At 61.5% G+C, this 17,555-nt stretch carries 16 protein-coding genes; 12 read left to right on the top strand and 4 right to left on the bottom strand.

The features are described 5' to 3' along the window. The first annotated feature begins 37 nt into the window (after nt 1–37). The 7 genes from AC07ZE_RS12855 to AC07ZE_RS12825 are packed head-to-tail and all read left to right on the top strand — an operon-like array spanning nt 38 to nt 6,380. Nucleotides 38–715: a thermostable hemolysin gene (locus AC07ZE_RS12855; protein WP_207265138.1), complete on the top strand. Its 678-nt coding sequence runs from the start codon at nt 38–40 to the stop codon at nt 713–715. Beyond that, complete coding sequence (locus tag AC07ZE_RS12850) at nt 705–2,186, top strand: AMP-binding protein (protein ID WP_207265137.1); 1,482 nt, start codon at nt 705–707, stop codon at nt 2,184–2,186. The genes AC07ZE_RS12855 and AC07ZE_RS12850 overlap by 11 nt, the downstream gene beginning before the upstream one ends. Beyond that, nucleotides 2,183–2,857 carry an iron-containing redox enzyme family protein gene (locus AC07ZE_RS12845; protein WP_207265136.1) on the top strand — a complete coding sequence of 225 codons (675 nt, stop codon included), beginning with the start codon at nt 2,183–2,185 and terminating at the stop codon, nt 2,855–2,857. Before AC07ZE_RS12850 ends, AC07ZE_RS12845 begins: the two co-directional genes overlap by 4 nt. Further along, nucleotides 2,844–3,653, top strand: coding sequence for an SDR family oxidoreductase (locus tag AC07ZE_RS12840; protein ID WP_207265135.1), 810 nt, complete (start codon nt 2,844–2,846; stop codon nt 3,651–3,653). The genes AC07ZE_RS12845 and AC07ZE_RS12840 overlap by 14 nt, the downstream gene beginning before the upstream one ends. After that, entirely contained in the window at nt 3,650–4,294 is a 645-nt protein-coding gene (locus tag AC07ZE_RS12835; protein WP_207265133.1) for a tetratricopeptide repeat protein, read from the top strand. Before AC07ZE_RS12840 ends, AC07ZE_RS12835 begins: the two co-directional genes overlap by 4 nt. Nucleotides 4,295–4,305: 11 nt before the next feature. Beyond that, nucleotides 4,306–4,968 (top strand): response regulator, encoded by a 663-nt coding sequence (locus AC07ZE_RS12830; RefSeq protein WP_207265131.1) that lies wholly within the window; start codon nt 4,306–4,308, stop codon nt 4,966–4,968. Further along, the gene (locus tag AC07ZE_RS12825) at nt 4,965–6,380 is read left to right on the top strand and encodes an ATP-binding protein (protein ID WP_207265129.1); all 1,416 of its coding nucleotides are present in this window, start codon (nt 4,965–4,967) and stop codon (nt 6,378–6,380) included. Before AC07ZE_RS12830 ends, AC07ZE_RS12825 begins: the two co-directional genes overlap by 4 nt. A gap of 10 nt (nt 6,381–6,390) precedes the next feature. Here AC07ZE_RS12825 and AC07ZE_RS12820 read toward each other — a convergent pair whose 3' ends face one another. After that, nucleotides 6,391–7,287, bottom strand: a complete 897-nt coding sequence (locus AC07ZE_RS12820) for a LysR family transcriptional regulator (protein ID WP_207265127.1) — start codon at nt 7,285–7,287, stop codon at nt 6,391–6,393. 133 nt (nt 7,288–7,420) lie between these two features. On the opposite strand from AC07ZE_RS12820, the gene AC07ZE_RS12815 reads away from it, so the two are divergent. Further along, nucleotides 7,421–9,082, top strand: a complete 1,662-nt coding sequence (locus AC07ZE_RS12815) for a GMC family oxidoreductase (protein ID WP_207265125.1) — start codon at nt 7,421–7,423, stop codon at nt 9,080–9,082. 117 nt (nt 9,083–9,199) lie between these two features. Then, nucleotides 9,200–10,822: an MFS transporter gene (locus AC07ZE_RS12810; RefSeq protein WP_207265123.1), complete on the top strand. Its 1,623-nt coding sequence runs from the start codon at nt 9,200–9,202 to the stop codon at nt 10,820–10,822. Between the two features lie 111 nt (nt 10,823–10,933). On the opposite strand, the gene AC07ZE_RS12805 is transcribed toward AC07ZE_RS12810, so the two are convergent. Continuing rightward, the gene (locus tag AC07ZE_RS12805; protein WP_095195058.1) at nt 10,934–11,302 is read right to left on the bottom strand and encodes a DUF427 domain-containing protein; all 369 of its coding nucleotides are present in this window, start codon (nt 11,300–11,302) and stop codon (nt 10,934–10,936) included. Nucleotides 11,303–11,574: 272 nt separating this feature from the next. On the opposite strand from AC07ZE_RS12805, the gene AC07ZE_RS12800 reads away from it, so the two are divergent. From AC07ZE_RS12800 to AC07ZE_RS12790, 3 genes are all read left to right on the top strand, one after another. After that, a complete protein-coding gene (locus tag AC07ZE_RS12800; RefSeq protein ID WP_207265121.1) occupies nt 11,575–13,530 on the top strand; it encodes a DNA topoisomerase III in 1,956 nt (651 codons plus the stop codon). Nucleotides 13,531–13,596: 66 nt separating this feature from the next. Then, entirely contained in the window at nt 13,597–14,100 is a 504-nt protein-coding gene (locus tag AC07ZE_RS12795; RefSeq protein ID WP_207265119.1) for a GNAT family N-acetyltransferase, read from the top strand. A gap of 522 nt (nt 14,101–14,622) precedes the next feature. Further along, entirely contained in the window at nt 14,623–14,952 is a 330-nt protein-coding gene (locus tag AC07ZE_RS12790; RefSeq protein ID WP_207265117.1) for a hypothetical protein, read from the top strand. Between the two features lie 328 nt (nt 14,953–15,280). Here the strand turns inward: AC07ZE_RS12790 and AC07ZE_RS12785 are convergent, their stop codons facing one another. Next, the gene (locus tag AC07ZE_RS12785) at nt 15,281–15,631 is read right to left on the bottom strand and encodes a BON domain-containing protein (protein WP_207265115.1); all 351 of its coding nucleotides are present in this window, start codon (nt 15,629–15,631) and stop codon (nt 15,281–15,283) included. A 171-nt stretch (nt 15,632–15,802) separates the two neighbouring features. Continuing rightward, nucleotides 15,803–17,305: an aldehyde dehydrogenase family protein gene (locus tag AC07ZE_RS12780; protein ID WP_207265113.1), complete on the bottom strand. Its 1,503-nt coding sequence runs from the start codon at nt 17,303–17,305 to the stop codon at nt 15,803–15,805. Between the last annotated feature and the right edge of the window lie 250 nt (nt 17,306–17,555).

The raw sequence follows: 17,555 nt of genomic DNA, 5'->3' as shown, positions 1-17,555 counted from the left end.
GATACTGCTCCCCATCTGACCCGGGGAGGTGCCTTTCATGGCCGATTTCAACTGGAACATTGCGCTACCGCTGCACTTCGGCCAGGCCGAAACACCGCCAATGAGCCTGGTCCGGGCGTTGCCGGACGACCCGCAACGTCCTGGATTCGAAGCCTTTATCCAACACCATTTCCGCAAGGTCCACGGTGCCGACATCCGTCATTTCATGCCGGAGCTGTTCGGCATGATGAACCAGGCGGGCGAGCTCTGTGCGGTGGCCGGCGTGCGCGTAGCGAGTAGCGGGCAGCTATTTCTGGAGCGCTATCTCGACGAATCGATCGACCCGTTGATCAGCGCCGCTGCCGACCGCCCGGTGGAGCGCAGCGGGATCGTCGAAGTGGGCAACCTGGCGGCCAGCGACACCGGCAATGCACGCCTGAGCATCATTGCCATCACTTACCTGCTGGCCATGGGCGGCCTGGAATGGGTGGCGTTCACCGGCAACATCGGCCTGGTTAACAGCTTCCATCGCCTCGGCTTGCAACCGGTGACCCTGTGCGCGGCCGACGCTGAACGGCTGGGTGACGAACGCCACAGCTGGGGCAGCTACTACGAGAGCAAACCCTGGGTCCACGTGGGCGATATCCGCGCCGGCTTCACTCATTTACGCAACATCGGTCTGTTCAGCCGCCTCGGTTTGCCGACGTCCACCGAGGAGTCGACCCATGTCGCCTGAACTGGAACGCTTCAAACAAACCCTGCACCGTCATGCCGAACGAAAACCCAACAGCATTGCCCTGTGGGGCGATCAGCTGAAGATCGACTACGCCACGCTGTACGCCGAGGTGATGCATCGCCAGCAGCGGCTGCACGATGAACACGTCAAGGTGATTGCACTGGCGTTGGACAATGGCGTCGAAGCCATGCTCTGGGATCTGGCCGCGCTCTTCGAAGGCCTGACCTGCCTGACGCTGCCGCCATTTTTCAGCCCGGCTCAACGCAACCACTGCCTGGAACAGAGCCAGGCTGAACGGGTGATTGCCCCGCCGGAACTGGAAAGCGAACTGCAAACGGCCGGCTATGAGCAACAGGGTGAATTCTGGCGACGCACCTTCAGCGTTCCAACCCGCCTGCCCGAAGGTACCGCCAAACTGACGTTCACTTCAGGCACCACTGGCACCCCCAAAGGTGTGTGCCTGAGTGCCGAGAGCATCCTGCGGGTCGCTCGCCAATTGCATCAGGCCAGCCAGCCCAGCGACCCGCGCCATCACATGACCTTGCTGCCCCTGGCTGTGCTACTGGAAAACCTCGGTTGCTATGCCGCGCTGTATGCCGGCGCGACGTTGAGTGTGCCGGGTCAGCGCACCCTGGGTATCCAGGGCGCCAGCGGTGTGGAGGTGCCGCGCCTGCTCGCTTGCCTGGCCGAACGAGCGCCCGAAAGCCTGATACTGGTGCCACAGTTGTTGTCCTTGCTGGTCAACGCCGCGCAAAGCAAAGCCTTTGACCCTCAGTCGCTGCGTTTCGCCGCCGTAGGCGGAGCACGGGTTTCCACGGCGCTGCTGCAGCGCGCGCAAGCGCTCGGCCTGCCGGTTTACGAAGGCTATGGGTTGTCTGAATGCGCGTCAGTGGTGTGCCTCAACCATCCCGGCGCCCATCGCCCAGGCAGTGTCGGTCGGCCGCTGCCCCATGTTGAAGTGCGCCTGGCCGACGACGGCGAGGTGTTGATCAAGGGCTCGATCTTGCTGGGCTACCTGGGACAAGCGCCGTACCGCGACGAATGGTGGCCCAGCGGCGATCTCGGCGAGTTCGATGAACAGGGTTTCCTCTATCTCAAGGGCCGCAAGAAGCATCAATTCGTCACCAGCTTCGGCCGCAATGTGAACCCGGAATGGGTCGAGGCGGAGCTGACCCAGCGTCGCCACATCGCCCAAGCCTTCGTCTACGGCGAAGCCATGCCGCGTAACCACGCCTTGCTCTGGCCGCATCGTCCCGATTGCACAGACGAACAACTGGCCGCCGCCGTCGCCGAGGCCAACGAGGTCCTGCCCGATTACGCCAGGGTCCATGGCTGGAGCCGCCTGGATCAACCTTTCACATCCGCCAATGGCTTGCTGACCGCCAATGGCCGCCCCCGTCGCGACGCTATCGTCGAGCGGTACCGGGCGCAACTCAGCGAAACCAGACTTTGCGAGGAACCCGCACCATGAGTTTTTTTGAAACACTGCAAACCGCGACGCACCGGGAGCGCCATGAACTGTTCAACCTGCCGATCATTCTTGACGCGCTTGAAGGTCGGGTCAGCCTGGAAAGCTACCGGGCCTTCCTGACACAAGCCTATTACCACGTACGCCATACCGTGCCTTTGATGATGGCCTGCGGCGCACGTCTGCCGTCGCGCCTGGAATGGCTGCGTGAAGCGGTGTGCGAATACATCGAGGACGAATACGGCCACGAACAGTGGGTACTCGACGACATCGAAGCCTGCGGCGGCGACAAAGAAGCCGTGCGCGATGGCCAGCCGTCCTTGCCGATCGAACTCATGGTCGGCTTCCTCTATGACCTGATTGCCCGGGGCAACCCGGTAGGCCTGTTCGGCATGGTCAATGTGCTGGAAGGCACCAGCATTGCCCTGGCGACCCACGCCGCCGGCAGCATTCGCCAGCGCCTGGGGTTGCCGGAAAGTGCCTTCAGCTACCTCAGTTCCCACGGATCACTGGATATCGAGCACATGCAAACCTATCGCCGACTGATGAATGCGCTGGACGACCCGGCCGATCAGGCTGCGGTGATCCATGCGTCCAAAGTGGTCTACAAACTGTACACCGACATGTTCCGCGGCTTGCCGCATAACGGGGAGAACCTGCATGCGCCTGTCTGAGGCTCGTGTCGTGCTGACCGGTGCCAGCGGTGGTATCGGCCTGGCCATCGCCACCGCGCTGTGTGCCAGTGGTGCTCACGTATTGGCGGTGGCGCGACATCGTGAGCCATTGATGCCATTGCTCGAACGCTACCCGCGCAACCTGTCCTGGGTGGGCGCCGATCTGACCGCTGCGCCCGACCGGCAAAAAGTGCTGGTCGCCGTCGAAGCCATCGGCGGCGTCAACCTGCTGATCAACGCCGCCGGGGTCAATCACTTCGCCATGCTCGAACAACTGGACGACCGTGATATCCACGCAATGCTGGCCGTGAACGTCGAGGCGCCGATCTGCCTGAGCAAACTGTTGTTGCCGCTGCTCAAGCAAGCCGAGAGCGCAATGGTGGTAAACGTCGGTTCGACCTACGGCTCTATCGGCTACCCCGGTTACGCCAGCTATTGCGCCACCAAGTTTGCCTTGCGCGGGTTTTCCGAAGCCCTGCGCCGGGAACTGGCGGACACGCGTGTCGGGGTCCTGTATGTCGCGCCACGCGCCACCCGCACGAGCATGAACAGCCCGGCGGCGCAGGCGCTCAATGACGCGCTCAAAGCCAGTGTCGACGATCCGCAGGCCGTGGCCTCGGCAGTGATTCACGCCATCACCGGCGAGCGCCGTGACTTGTACCTGGGCTGGCCGGAACGTTTTTTCGTACGCCTCAACAGCCTGCTGCCCAACCTGGTGGACCGGGGGTTGCGCAAGCAATTGCCACTGGTCCGTCGCCTGAGTCAAAAGCCCGATAGCGAGAACCTCAAGCCATGAAAAAATTCGCCGCCTGTTTACTGCTGGGTGCCCTGAGCCAAAGTGTCTGGGCCCTGGACGCTGCCGACCAGCAACGCCTGACCGGCATCCAGCAAAGCTGGGCTCACATCCAGTACGAACTGCCCGCCGATCAGCGCACGGCCGCTTTTGAAAAACTCGCCGCCCAGACAACGAGCTTTACTCAGGAACGCCAGTCGGTCGCCGAGGCGTGGATCTGGTCCGGCATCGTCACCAGCAGTTGGGCCGGCGCCCAAGGCGGGCTTGGCGCACTGAGCAAGGTCAAGCAGGCGAAGGTCGATCTGGAAAAAGCCCTGGCCCTGGACCCCAAGGCTCTGCAAGGCTCGGCCTACACCAGCCTCGGCGCGCTGTATGACCGTGTACCGGGCTGGCCGATCGGTTTCGGTGACGCGGACAAGGCAGAAGAGTTGCTCAAGCTCGCCTTGCAATTGAACCCCAACGGTATCGACAGCCTGTATTTCTGGGGCGATCACCTCTACCGTCAAAAGCGCTACAGTGAAGCTAAGGCGGCACTGCAAAAGGCCCTGAACGCGCCACCACGGCCAGGTCGTGAAACCGCTGATGCCGGACGCCGCCAGGAAATCCAAACGCTGCTGGTCGACGTGAACAAGAAACTCAACTGACAGGAGTCCACGTGCGTTTATTACTGATCGAGGATGACGTGGCCCTGGGCGAAGGCATCCACCAAGCCCTGGAACGCGAAGGTTACACCGTCGACTGGATACAGGACGGTAGCAGTGCCCTGCATTCTCTGCTCAGCGAAGCCTTTGATCTGGCGGTGCTCGACCTGGGCCTGCCACGCATGGATGGTCTCGAAGTCCTGCGCCGTCTGCGCGACAGCTGCTCGAATGTCCCGGTGCTGATCCTTACCGCCCGGGACGCCACCGAAGATCGCATCGCCGGGCTGGATGCCGGCGCCGACGACTACCTGGTCAAGCCCTTCGACCTGGACGAGCTCAAGGCGCGCCTGCGCGCCTTGCTGCGACGCAGCGCCGGTCGTGCGCAAGTGCTGATCGAACACGCCGGCATCACTTTGAACCCCGGCACTCAGCAAGTCACCTACCGAGGCGAGCCAGTGGCACTGACGCCCAAGGAATATCAGTTGCTCCACGAACTGCTGTCGCCGCCGGGTCGGGTCATGACCCGCGATCACTTGATGCAGTTGCTCTATGGCTGGAGCGAGGAAGCGGAAAGCAACACCCTGGAAGTGCATATCCATCACCTGCGCAAAAAATTCTCCACCGACTTGATCCGCACCATTCGCGGTGTGGGCTACCTGGTGGAGGAGCGCCGATGACTTCGATCAGGCGTCGCACGCTGACGCTGATCATCGGCCTGATGCTCGCCGGTCTCGCGGTAATCAGCGCGCTCAACCTGCACGACAGCAACCACGAAATTGCCGAAGTCTACGACGCCCAATTGGCCCAGAACGCCCGGCTGCTCCAGGGTGTCATGCGCATGCCGCTGGCCAGCGAAGAACATGCTCATCTGTACCAGGCGTTCAACCTGGCCTTGAGCGAAGCGGTGCCAAGGGTCGATGGCCATCCTTACGAAAGCAAGATCGCCTTTCAAGTCTGGAACCACAAGGGCGAGGTGCTGGTACACACCGCCAGCGCGCCCTCCTTCACCGTGCCCCCGTCGAGCCCCGGTTTCAGCGACGTGGTGGACCTCAACAACCGCCACTGGCGCGCGTTCCTGCTGGAAGACAAACAGAACAACCTGCGCATCTGGGTGGGCGAGCGCGACGACGTCCGTGCCGACCTGGTAGACCGGATCGTGCGCCATACGCTGTGGCCGAATGTGCTGGGCAGCCTGATTCTGGCGGCGATGGTCTGGCTGGCGATCGGCTGGGGCCTCAAACCCCTGGCCGACATGGCGGCCACCCTGCGCGCACGGCACAGCGGATCGCTGGAGCCGTTGCACTTGACGCCACTGCCCAGCGAACTGGAACCGATGCAAGCGGCGCTCAACCGGATGCTGGCGCAGATCCAGGAAGTCCTGGGCCGCGAACGGCGGTTCATCGCCGATGCCGCCCATGAAATGCGCACGCCCCTGGCCGTGTTGCGAGTGCATGCGCAAAACCTGCTCGAAGCCGGCACCGAAGAGGAGCGACGCGAATCCCTGGCGTTCCTGATCGCAGGCGTTGACCGGACCAGTCGCCTGGTCAATCAACTGCTGACCATGGCCCGCCTCGAACCCAAGGCCACGCCCCCTGCATTGCACACCATCGACCTGACCCAGACTGTTCGCGACAGCCTGGTCCAGCTCACACCCTGGCTGCTCAGCAAAAACCTGGAATTGGCCTTCGACGCCAGCGACCAGCCTTGCAAAGTGACCACGGACGCCGCCGCCATCGACATCGCCCTGAACAACCTGATCACCAATGCAGCGAACTTCTCCCCTGAGCACGGCGTGATCACCGTGCAGTTGAATCAGTCGGAGGGGTTCTTTCACCTGAGTGTCGAAGACCAGGGACCGGGTATCGATGAAACCGATCGTGCCCGCCTGTTCGAACGTTTCTATAGCCGTGGCAACACACAAGGCGCGGGGTTGGGGCTCACCATCGTCAACACCATCGCCACCCGACTGGGCGGACGGATTACGCTGGTCAACCGACCGGAAGGCGGATTGCGCGCCATCCTGTCGATTCCCGATGGAAAGCCGCGCAGTTCAGCGCAGCGCGCTACCCGCGAACCGCCACTGGAGTAGGAGCGAACCCCTACAGTGATTTGGGGCCGAGCAACAGTTCCTGCTCACGCTCGCACAACTGCACCACGTAATCCCACATTACCCGCAATCGCACGGATTTGTGCAGTTCGCGGCGGGTGCTGATCCAGTAGCTGCGAAGAATGCTTTCGTCTGGGAACAACGGCACCAGCCCGGGGTCGGCGCTGGCCATGTAGCACGGCAACACGGCGATGCCCAAACCTGCGCGGGCGGCCTGTTGCTGGGCGATGACGCTGGTGCTGTGAAAGACCACCCGGGGATTGCGGCAGAAGCTGTTGAGGAACATCAGTTCCTGGCTGAACAGCAAATCGTCGACGTAACCGATCCAGGCATGACGCCCCAGGTCTTCGCGACTGCCCAGCGGTGGCGACTTGTCGAGATAGTCCTGGCTGGCATAGAGCGCCAGGCGATAGTCAGTGAGCTTGCGTGTGACCAGCATGTCGGCGGCCGGCCGTTCAAGGTGGATGCTGATCTCCGCTTCGCGGTTGAGAATGCTGACGAAGCGCGGCACCGCCACCAGCTCCACCTCAAGGCCCGGATAACGCTCGAACAAGCCGTTCATGCGGTTGGCGAGGAACATGATGCCCAGCCCTTCCGTGACCCCGACGCGGATCTTGCCCAAGGGCGCCGTGGACTGAGTGATTTCTTCCTGCGCCAGCAGCGCAACGTTTTCCATGGCCTCGGCGTGCTTGAGCAGCGCTTCGCCCGCCGGCGTCAACTCATAGCCCTGGGCATGCTGCACAAACAATGCGGTGCCCAGGCTCTTTTCGATGGCCTCGATGTGTCGTGCCACCGTGGCGTGAGTGGTGTTCAAGCGACGGGCAGCGGTCAATAAACGCCCGCTACGCTGTAACTCCAGAAAAAACCGCAGGTCATTCCAGTCGAACATGAATCGTCCTTGAGGCTTGGCGATTGAAGATGCTGTTTAAAAACGCACAGCGGGTGGGTAAAAACTAACATTCTTTAAACGAAAGCTAACAACTAGGATGGGATACAACAAGAACAACAACACGAGGTCAGGGATGCAGACTTCCCTTGATGAATACGACTACATCGTGGTCGGGGCCGGGCCGGCCGGTTGTTTGCTGGCCAATCGCTTGTCAGCCGACCCGCAACACCGGGTGCTGCTGCTCGAAGCCGGTGGCCGCGATAACTATGCATGGATTCACATCCCCGTGGGTTATCTGTTCTGCATCGGCAACCCGCGCACCGATTGGTGCTTCAAGACCGAAGCGCAACCGGGCCTGCAAGGCCGCGCCTTGAGTTATCCGCGCGGCAAGGTGCTGGGTGGTTGTTCCTCGATCAACGGCATGATTTACATGCGCGGTCAGGCAGACGATTACGACCGCTGGGCCGCCGAGGGCAATCCCGGCTGGAGCTGGCAGGACGTGCTGCCGCTGTTCAAGCAAAGCGAAAACCACTTTGCCGGCGACTCGGGATTTCATGGCGGTGCCGGCGAATGGCGCGTCGAACGCCAGCGCCTGTCATGGCCGATTCTCGATGCCTTCCGCAGCGCCGCCGAGCAAAGCGGCATCGCCAGCATCGATGACTTCAATCAGGGCGACAATGAAGGTTGTGGCTACTTCCAGGTCAACCAGAAGGCCGGTATCCGCTGGAACGCGGCCAAGGCGTTTCTCAAGCCGATCCGCCGCCGTCCGAACCTGACGGTGCTGACCGGCGTCGAGGTCGACCGTGTGCTGCTGGAAAACGCCCGGGCATCAAAGGTCAGCGCCCGTTGGCAGGGTCAGGCGAAAACCTTCAGGGCGCGCAAGGAAATCATCCTGTGCGCCGGCTCCGTCGGTTCGCCGAGCATCCTGCAACGCTCCGGGATCGGCCCTCGCCCGCTGCTGCAACGCCTGGGCATCGGCGTCGCCCATGAACTGTCGGGCGTGGGTGGCAACCTGCAGGATCACTTGCAACTGCGGCTGATCTACAAACTGGAAAATGCCCGCACGCTCAATCAGATCGCCGGCAGCCTGTGGGGCAAGATGGGCATGGGCCTGCGTTATCTGTATGACCGCAGCGGCCCGCTGTCCATGGCGCCAAGCCAGCTCGGGGCCTTCGCCCGGTCAGGGCCGGAGCAGACCTCGGCCAATCTTGAATACCACGTACAACCGCTGTCCCTGGAGCGCTTCGGCGAACCGCTGCATGCCTTCCCGGCGTTTACCGCATCGGTGTGCGACCTGCGTCCACAGAGCCGTGGCCGGGTGGAAATCCGCTCCGCCAATCCGCAGGAAGCGCCCCTGATCCAGCCCAATTACCTGAGCCATCCCGAGGATCTGCGCGTGGCCGCCGATGCCATTCGCCTGACCCGGCGCATCGTCGCCGCGCCCGCCCTCAAACAGTTCAAACCTGTCGAATACCTGCCCGGCGACAGTCTGCAAAGCGAAGAGCAACTGCACGAAGCCGCCGCCCGCATCGGCACCACGATTTTCCATCCGGTGGGTACCTGCCGCATGGGCAACGATGCGGCTGCGGTGGTCGATGCTCAACTGCGCGTCCATGGCATCCCCGGCCTGCGCATCGCCGACGCCTCGATCATGCCGCGCATCACCTCGGGCAACACCTGTTCGCCGACGCTGATGATCGCGGAGAAAGCCGCGCATTTGATCCTTAATCCTGCTGCAGACACTCCCCCTGTAGGAGCGAGCCTGCTCGCGAAAGCGGCGGATCTTCAACATTGAGGGTGACTGACACAACGCCATCGCGAGCCGCCTCGCTCCCACAAGGGATTTGCATCTGATTCACGGACACGCAACACCAGTGGAACAACAAAAACAATCACTGTGAGGGATACCGATATGTCAGAACATGTTCAGAGCCTGGAAGCCGTGCGCAGCGCGGGGACCAGTCAGGAAACCCAGAAAGTCATCTTCGCCTCGTCGCTTGGCACGGTCTTCGAGTGGTATGACTTTTTCCTCTACGGCGCCCTCGCGGCGGTGATCAGCAAGCAGTTTTTCGCCGGGGTCAACGACACCACAGCGTTCATCTTTGCCCTGATGGCCTTCGCCGCCGGCTTCATTGTCAGGCCGTTCGGCGCTCTGGTGTTCGGTCGACTGGGTGACATGATCGGACGTAAATACACCTTCCTCGCCACCATCGTCCTCATGGGGCTGGCGACTTTCTGCGTCGGTCTGCTGCCGAACTACGCCAGCATCGGCATCGCCGCGCCGATCATTCTTGTCGTTCTGCGCATGCTTCAGGGCCTGGCCCTGGGCGGCGAGTACGGTGGTGCCGCGACCTACGTGGCAGAGCACGCGCCAATGGGCAAGCGTGGCTTCCACACCAGCTGGATTCAATCCACTGCCACCCTCGGCCTGTTGCTGTCACTGCTGGTGGTACTCGGCTGCCGCTACTTCACCGGCGATCAGTTCGAAGTCTGGGGCTGGCGCATTCCGTTCCTGTTTTCGATCATTCTGCTGGGGATCTCGACCTGGATTCGCCTGAGCCTGCACGAGTCGCCGGCTTTCGTGAAGATGAAAGAAGAAGGCAAACTCTGCAAGTCGCCGATCCGCGATTCCTTCGGTAAATGGGAAAACCTCAAGGTCGTGCTGATCGCCCTGTTCAGCATCAACGCCGGGCAAGCCGTGACCTTCTACGCGGCACAGTTCTACGTGCTGTTCTTCCTGACCCAATTCCTGAAAATGGACCCCGCCGTGGCCAACGGCCTGCTGATTGTCAGCGTGACCATTGGCGCGCCGTTCTTCATTTTCTTCGGCTGGCTGTCGGACAAGGTCGGGCGTAAACCGGTACTGATGCTCGGCCTGCTGCTGGCCACCGCGCTGTACTTCCCGATCTTCAAGACCCTGGCCCACTACGCCAACCCGGCCATCGACCTGGCCAGCCGCCAGGCACCGATCACCGTGCTGGCCGACCCGGCCACCTGCACCTTCCAGTTCGATCCGGTGGGCAAGGCGAAATTCGACAGCCCGTGCGACAAGGTCAAGACCTTCCTGGTCAAACAGGGCCTGCCGTACAACAGCGCCGCCGCCCCGGCTGGCAGTGGCGTGCAGGTGAGTATCGGCGATGTGAAGATCGACGGTTTCGACGAGGCCGCCCTGCGTGGCGCGGTCACCCTCGCTGGCTACCCGCAACAGGCCGACATGCAGCAGATCAACAAACCGATGATCGTGGCGCTGATCGTCGCACTGATCATCATCTCTGCCATGTGCTACGGCCCATTGGCGGCGCTGATGGTCGAACTGTTCCCGACCCGCATCCGCTACACCTCAATGTCCCTGCCCTATCACATCGGCAACGGCTGGTTCGGCGGTTTCCTGCCAACGGTGTCGTTCGCGCTGGTGGTGTACACCGGGGACATTTTCTACGGGCTTTGGTACCCGGTGGTGATCACCGGGGTGAGTCTGGTGGTGGGGATGCTGTGCCTGCGTGAGACGCGAAATGTGGATCTGGACAAGAACTGAGGGTAGACAGTAACAACCTGTGGGAGCGAACCTGCTCGCGATGAGCGCGGATCAGTCGCCATCGACGCCACCGCTTTGGCGAGCAGGCTCGCTCCCACAGTCGCTTGTGAGTCACTCGTCGAGTTCGACGACCTCGAACTTCACCTGATCCGGATAGAACGCCATGTATTCACGAATCTGCGCGACAGAGACTTTTGGGTTCTCGTAACTCCATACCGCATTGGCCCCTTCATGCCCGGGCACCTGCAGACTGAAGTAACTGGCATCGCCCTTGTACGGGCAATAGCTGGTGTGATCGGTGCGGGCGTAATACTTCTCGTCAATGTCCTCTCGCGGCACGTAATACACCGGCGGATAATTGGCCTCCAGCAGCACCAGCGCGCGTGAGGACGCGGCCACCTGGATACCGTGAAACTTCACCAACAGGCAGCCGGGCTGCTCGGCGATGGTGATGACAGGACTAGGACCGGTGCTTTTCATGGAAAACGTTCCTCATGACAGTGTTGACCCGTGGGAGCGTGCGATGCGGCGACCCGACTTGCCCGCGATGGGCCGCGTCGCAGCCCCAGAACCTGAGACCACGATGTAATCAGGTATAACCCAGATTTTGCATCCGTGACGGCATCACAGCCGAACGGACCCGGCAACCCATCGCAATGCACCCGCTGTACATCCATACAGATAAAGATTGCCCTTGCGCCCTTCTCCCGCCATTCTGTGCACCTCCCGGACACTGATCGACGATGGTGGTTATGCGGCTGTACCTCTGTGAAAAACCTTCCCAGGCCAAAGACATTGCGGCCGTACTCGGCGCCAGGCGTCGCGGTGATGGCTGCTGGCTGGGAACAGACGTCACGGTGACCTGGTGCATCGGTCATCTGCTGGAAACCGCGCCACCGGATGCCTATGACGCGCGCTACAAGCGCTGGGTGCTGGCGGACCTGCCGATCATTCCGGACAAATGGAAGATGACCGTCAAACCCCGCACGGCCAGCCAGTACAAGGCGGTCAAGCGCCTGCTCGGTGAAGCCGCCGAACTGATCATCGCCACCGACGCCGACCGTGAAGGCGAGATGATCGCCCGGGAACTGGTGGAGCATTGCCGCTATCGTGGGCCGATCCGTCGCTTGTGGCTGTCGGCGCTGGACGATGCCTCGATCCGCAAGGCCCTCGCCGCGCTCAAGCCGGGTACGGAGACCTTCAGCCTGTACCATTCGGCACTGGGCCGTAGCCGGGCCGATTGGCTGATCGGGATGAACATGAGCCGGCTGTTCACCCTGCTGGGGCGCCAGTCCGGTTATCAGGGCGTGTTGCCGGTCGGCCGGGTGCAAACGCCGACCCTGCGCCTGGTGGTGGATCGCGACCGCAGCATTGCCGATTTCGTACCGGTCGCCTATTGGGCCATCGACGTGCAACTGCTGCATCACGGTGTCCCCTTCACTGCCCAATGGCGGGCGAGCGCCGATGTTTGTGACGATCAGGATCGCTGCCTGAATCAGGCGCTGGCCCAGCAGGCGGCTGCCGCGATCACGGGCGCTGCGAGTGCCAGGGTGATCAAGCTGCGTACCGAGCGGATGCGCGAAGTGGCCCCGCTGCCCTTCGACCTGGGCACCTTGCAGGAAGTCTGCTCGAAGAAACTCGGGCTCGGCGCCCAGGAAACCCTCGATATCGCCCAAGCGCTCTACGAAACCCACAAAGTCATCACCTACCCGCGCAGCGACTGCGGTTATCTGCCGCTCAGCCAGCACAGCGAGGCGCCGGGCATTCTGGCGGCATTGCGCCAGGCCGACCCGGCGCTGAACGCCTTGCACGATCACCTGGAACCGCAACGCCGCTCACGGGCCTGGAACGATGCCAAGGTCAGCGCGCACCATGGCATCATTCCCACCGCGGCGGCGAAGAACCTCGAACGACTGGTGGGCAAACAGCGTGCGGTCTACACCCTGATCCGCGCACGGTATCTGGCGCAGTTCCTGCGCAATCACGAATACGACCGCACCCAGGCCGACTTCGATTGCGCCGGTGAAGCCTTGCGCGCGGTCGGCAAGCAGATCGTCGAACCTGGCTGGAAACGCGCCCTGCCTGAGGCCCTTGCTCCAAACCCGAACAAGGCCCGTGAAGCGCCGGCCCCGCAAACCCTGCCCAACCTCAGCGAAGGCATTGATTGCGCAGTGGCTGGTGTACAACTCAAGGACCTGTGGACCCAACCGCCCAAGCCCTTCACCGAAGGCGACCTGATCAAAGCCATGAAGAATGTAGCCAGGCTGGTGGAAGATCCGCTGCTCAAGCAGAAGCTCAAGGACACCACCGGTATCGGTACAGAGGCGACCCGCGCCTCGATCATCCAGGGCCTGCTCGACCGCGGTTACCTGATCAAGAACGGCAAGGCACTTTCAGCAACCCCGGCCGCGTTCAGCCTGATCGATGCCGTGCCGCGAGCGATTGCCGATCCGGGCACCACGGCGATCTGGGAGCAGGCACTGGACATGGTGCAAAGCGGCGAAATGAGCCTCGACGAATTCGTCACCAAACAGGCCGCCTGGATGAGCAAGCAGGTCAGCCGTTGCGCGGGCCTGAGCCTGACCATCAGCGGCCCGGCAAGCCCCGCCGGGCGTGGTGCCACGCCGTGGAAAAACAAGCGCAAGCCCGCCAAGCGCAAGGCATCGACTGGCGCTAAACGCACAGCAAAACCGTCGAGCAAGGCTTGAAGCCAATCACACCGAGGTTCGATCTATCCTTGCCTGACTGGTATCGCGTCTCAGGAGCGACTTCGCATGCCCCCGATAGAACTGCACCCCGCCCAACGCGACGAACTGGAAACCATCGAAAACCTGATGCAGTTCTACACCTATGACTTCAGCGAATGGCTGCCACTGAAACTGGGGGAGCACGGTTTTTTCAACATTCAGCCCCTGCCGGACTACTGGCGCAAACCCGCGACCCGGCCGTTTCTGATCCGGGTCGACGGCGAACTGGCAGGTTTCGTGACCGTGGATGACGACACCCACCTGCCCGGCGCCTGCTACAACATCGGCTACCTGTTTGTCGCACGGCGCTTTCGTGGCCAGGGTGTCGCGAGGTTTGTCGTATCCACCCTCTTGAGCCGCTTCCCCGGTCAATGGCAGATTTTCCACATCGAGGCCAACCAGCCCGCGCGCCTGTTCTGGACGGCGGTCATGCCGGGGCTCAGTCGGGGCGGATTCACCCGGCACCAGCAAACGATCAAGGGTTATCCCTGCACCCTCTACCGCTTCGAAGTCTCGCCGCCACCCGCCTGACCGGCGCTTTCCACCCTCCTTTTTTAATTCCACACAGCTTTGTCCGACAATATGTAGTGACCAAAAATAATCACTACAAAACCGTTGACGCCTTCGATTTGCCCTTGCATGATGCAGACGTCTCCCCGATCGGGAGTACAGGCAACACGTTTGAGCAAGCTCGTCTGACCGCCGAGCTGTTTTTTCCGGATACACGCTGCCCACAAGGCAGATTGAAGAAGCTGACCTGGCCTGAACGTCCAGTACAAGGGCGAGAAGTGCTGGCGATCCATCCTCATGAAGCTTGTGGCCGACCCTGAAAGCGTCGGCAGGGCCAGAAGGTATTCGCCGCTTCTCTTCGTTGTGACGCTATTGCGTAGCAGTTATTCAACACGACTACATGCAACAGACGCAGGACCTCGCCTATTTCGGCGGACGGCTGCTGACGTCCTGGTTTCGGTGCCAGGGATCAACTAACCGATGGGCTACTTGTATTAGCGAATCAACTTTGAAAGATCACCAATTGGTCAAGGGAGCTTTATGATGAATCTGAACAATCAACCGACTATCGAAGAACTGGCTCGTCTGTTCGCGGCGAAAAAAGATACGCTCGACAACCATATTCTGTGGATCAGCAAATCGGGCAGCGTTCATATCGATTGCCTGTCGCCCCACGCCCATGAAGCGGAGTTCGACCAGAACAACCAGCACCTGCTTGCCCGACTGAAGATGTACCGTCGCGGCCAGGGCTACGTCGGCAAGAAAGCCGCGGCCGACAAAGACTTCATCGGCCGTGTTCTGCAAACGCTGAAACAGGCCTGGGCCTCGATGCAAAACCAGAACGAAGTTCGGGTGATTGATCGGTTGTACTAATTACATTGAGTTATCGCTGACTCATTAAATAAAAGGGCCATGCTCTCAAAAAGAGCATGGCCTTTTTTATTGCAACCAAGTACACAATTATTCAGATCACTCCAAACCCTGTGGGAGCGGCTTATCCAACACCAACTCCACAAACGCCAACGCTGCCGCGCAATGCCAGCAGCCACTGTTTCGTGGCGCTCTGCGAGTAGCCAGACACCTGCACCCTTCCCGCACGATTTGCAGAAGCAGCAGCCTGAAGTTTGAACCTGTTGACAGAGAGACGATCGGGGCAGCGCTTCCGACTCACGGGAGCGCTGTACCGATGCGATCGACAGGGTTATTTATCGTCCATCCTCGTTGATGATTGTGAGCGCTTTTCAGGGGCCTCTTCAGCGTTGGGTGGTTCTGGAATATGGCCTGGCGTAAACACGTGAGTCAGCAGGTCTCGGGCATCGACTTCGACGACACCCTGAACCGAACGAGCCAGACTAACCGCTTGCTCACACTGTTTATGGGTATTGACGCGACCGCTCAACGCCACCGTGCCCCCATGGGTTTTGACATGGATTTGCAAGCCAAGGCTTGGTTCGGCCATGGCCAGGGCTGACTTCACCCTGGCGGTGATCCATGTGTCGTGAACGCCTCTTTCCAGATCCTGAGAGTAATGTTGAAACGAATGAAGTTTCATGATGCAACCCTCTTCACGGAAGCAGAGGCGCTGCCCGCCCCATTTGCGGTGCAGCCCTCTGCCTCTCAGGCGAGCGTATGGAACATCTGATTCGTTTTGGAGTGCTCGCCCGCCAATACAGACGCACATGAAAAGTATAGTGCGGCAGCCGCCTGGGGTCGGGTTGCCGACTCAACGCTTGACCGACAGGTCCGTCTGGGTCATGCGGCTGCGAATAGTGAACACGCCATCGCCCGAGAGAATCGCGCTGCGCGCAAACAGCCGGCCACTTTCCCAGTTCGACAGGCCCAGTTCCGGCTTGTTGAGTGCGTACTGGCCGTCGACCCAACGGGTAATGCCGTTGCCGACAAACGGTGCGTTGACCGCGTTGTAGAAACGCTCCTGCGTCGCCGCGTCTTCGCTGATCAGCGACACCGTGAACTGCGGGCTGTAGCGATTGAACAAGGCGATGGCACTGTCCAGGTCGTCGACGATTTTCAGGCTGACTTCCGGGGTTTCTTCCCACTCCCACTCGCGGCCCAATTGCTCTTCGGGCAGCGCTTCGGCCAGGGCTTCGGTGCGGTAACCTTCGGCACGATAGACCTCGACGGTCGCGCTTTGCCAATCGCCGGGCAGGAACGCTTCGCTGCCCTCGACAATGTGCAACTTACAGCCTTGGCCCCGTGCCTTGCCGGCCTGTTGCAGTGCATCGAGAAACAGCGGTACCAGTTCGGCGGCGCGGTCGCGGTGAATCAGGCAGACGTTCAGGGTGTTGCAGACCTTGCGGTCGAGGGAGTTGCGCACCACGCTGGCCAAACGCGTGGCATCGGCATCGGTATCGGCGATCAGCCAGGCACCACCGGTGCCGTGCAGGCTGACGGCGGTGCCGGCCTGCTGCGCGATGCTGCCCAACTGGCTGACGGCACGCCCCGAACCGCGGGCCACCGCCAGTGACAGGCGGCGGTCGGCGAACATCGCCCAACCGGCGGCATGATTGACGCTTTCCACCAGCGACACGGCGCCGCTCGGCAAGCCAGCATCGGCGAGCGCGGGATTGAGTGCATGGGTGACGATCGCCTGGGCGGTGCCCAACGCATCGCTGCCAATGCGCAGGACCGCGGTGTTGCCGGTACGCAATACACCGGCGGCATCGGCGAAGACATTTGGCCGGCCTTCGAAGACGAAGGCGACGATGCCCAGCGGCGACACCACTTGCTCGACTTTCCAGCCATCGTGCTCGACACAACTGATGACTTTGCCGCGCGAGGCCGAGGCATCGCGCCAGGCACGCAGCCCGGCGATCATGTCGCGGCGCATGCGTTCGTCAGCCAGCAAGCGCGTGGTCGAACGACCACGGGCCTTGGCGCGTTCGATGTCGGCCTGGTTGGCCGCTTCGATCAAGGCCCAGCACGCCGGGTTTTCCAGGCGTTGGGCGAACAGATCGAAGAAGGTGCTGATGGCCTGATCCGATACCGCCGACATGGCGATAAACGCCGCCTCCGCACGTTCGATGGCAACGGCTGCCGCCTGCTGGTCAGCCACCGGAATCAACAACAATTCGCCGCTGACCTGCTCCACCAACAGGTGGTCTCCGGGCTGAAAGCGCGCCGCCAGTTCGGGGCTGACCACAGTGACACGATTACCGGCGAAAGGGATCGGCGTGCCAGCGACTAGACGTTCGAGCGCAAGAGACATGAAGCGGTTACACCATGCAATGGGCGGGGGGAAAATGTATAGCAAAAGTCCTGTGGGAGCGAGCCTGCTCGCGAAGAGGCCATCACCTTCAACAGACATGTCGACTGACCCACCGCTTTCGCAAGCAGGCTCGCTCCCACAGGGATGTGCGGTGCTTGGGGACCGGGTTACGTATCAAAGTGTGTACAGCCCCGCCCCTGACACAACAAACCTTCAAACCACCGCGCCGGGGACACATCGCAGATACACC

Source organism: Pseudomonas sp. GW101-3H06 (genome assembly GCF_059424605.1).
The sequence above is the reverse complement of the archived record's forward strand: the minus strand, read 5'-3'. Positions and strand labels throughout refer to the sequence as shown.

Coding starts and splice junctions, on each gene's coding strand:
- AC07ZE_RS12820 (WP_207265127.1), bottom strand. CDS start 7,287: ATGTTCGACTGGAATGACCTGCGGTTTTTTCTGGAGTTACAGCGTAGC.
- AC07ZE_RS12785 (WP_207265115.1), bottom strand. CDS start 15,631: ATGAAACTTCATTCGTTTCAACATTACTCTCAGGATCTGGAAAGAGGC.
- AC07ZE_RS12845 (WP_207265136.1), top strand. CDS start 2,183: ATGAGTTTTTTTGAAACACTGCAAACCGCGACGCACCGGGAGCGCCAT.
- AC07ZE_RS12840 (WP_207265135.1), top strand. CDS start 2,844: ATGCGCCTGTCTGAGGCTCGTGTCGTGCTGACCGGTGCCAGCGGTGGT.
- AC07ZE_RS12800 (WP_207265121.1), top strand. CDS start 11,575: ATGCGGCTGTACCTCTGTGAAAAACCTTCCCAGGCCAAAGACATTGCG.
- AC07ZE_RS12850 (WP_207265137.1), top strand. CDS start 705: ATGTCGCCTGAACTGGAACGCTTCAAACAAACCCTGCACCGTCATGCC.
- AC07ZE_RS12810 (WP_207265123.1), top strand. CDS start 9,200: ATGTCAGAACATGTTCAGAGCCTGGAAGCCGTGCGCAGCGCGGGGACC.
- AC07ZE_RS12835 (WP_207265133.1), top strand. CDS start 3,650: ATGAAAAAATTCGCCGCCTGTTTACTGCTGGGTGCCCTGAGCCAAAGT.
- AC07ZE_RS12815 (WP_207265125.1), top strand. CDS start 7,421: ATGCAGACTTCCCTTGATGAATACGACTACATCGTGGTCGGGGCCGGG.
- AC07ZE_RS12795 (WP_207265119.1), top strand. CDS start 13,597: ATGCCCCCGATAGAACTGCACCCCGCCCAACGCGACGAACTGGAAACC.
- AC07ZE_RS12825 (WP_207265129.1), top strand. CDS start 4,965: ATGACTTCGATCAGGCGTCGCACGCTGACGCTGATCATCGGCCTGATG.
- AC07ZE_RS12790 (WP_207265117.1), top strand. CDS start 14,623: ATGAATCTGAACAATCAACCGACTATCGAAGAACTGGCTCGTCTGTTC.
- AC07ZE_RS12780 (WP_207265113.1), bottom strand. CDS start 17,305: ATGTCTCTTGCGCTCGAACGTCTAGTCGCTGGCACGCCGATCCCTTTC.
- AC07ZE_RS12805 (WP_095195058.1), bottom strand. CDS start 11,302: ATGAAAAGCACCGGTCCTAGTCCTGTCATCACCATCGCCGAGCAGCCC.
- AC07ZE_RS12855 (WP_207265138.1), top strand. CDS start 38: ATGGCCGATTTCAACTGGAACATTGCGCTACCGCTGCACTTCGGCCAG.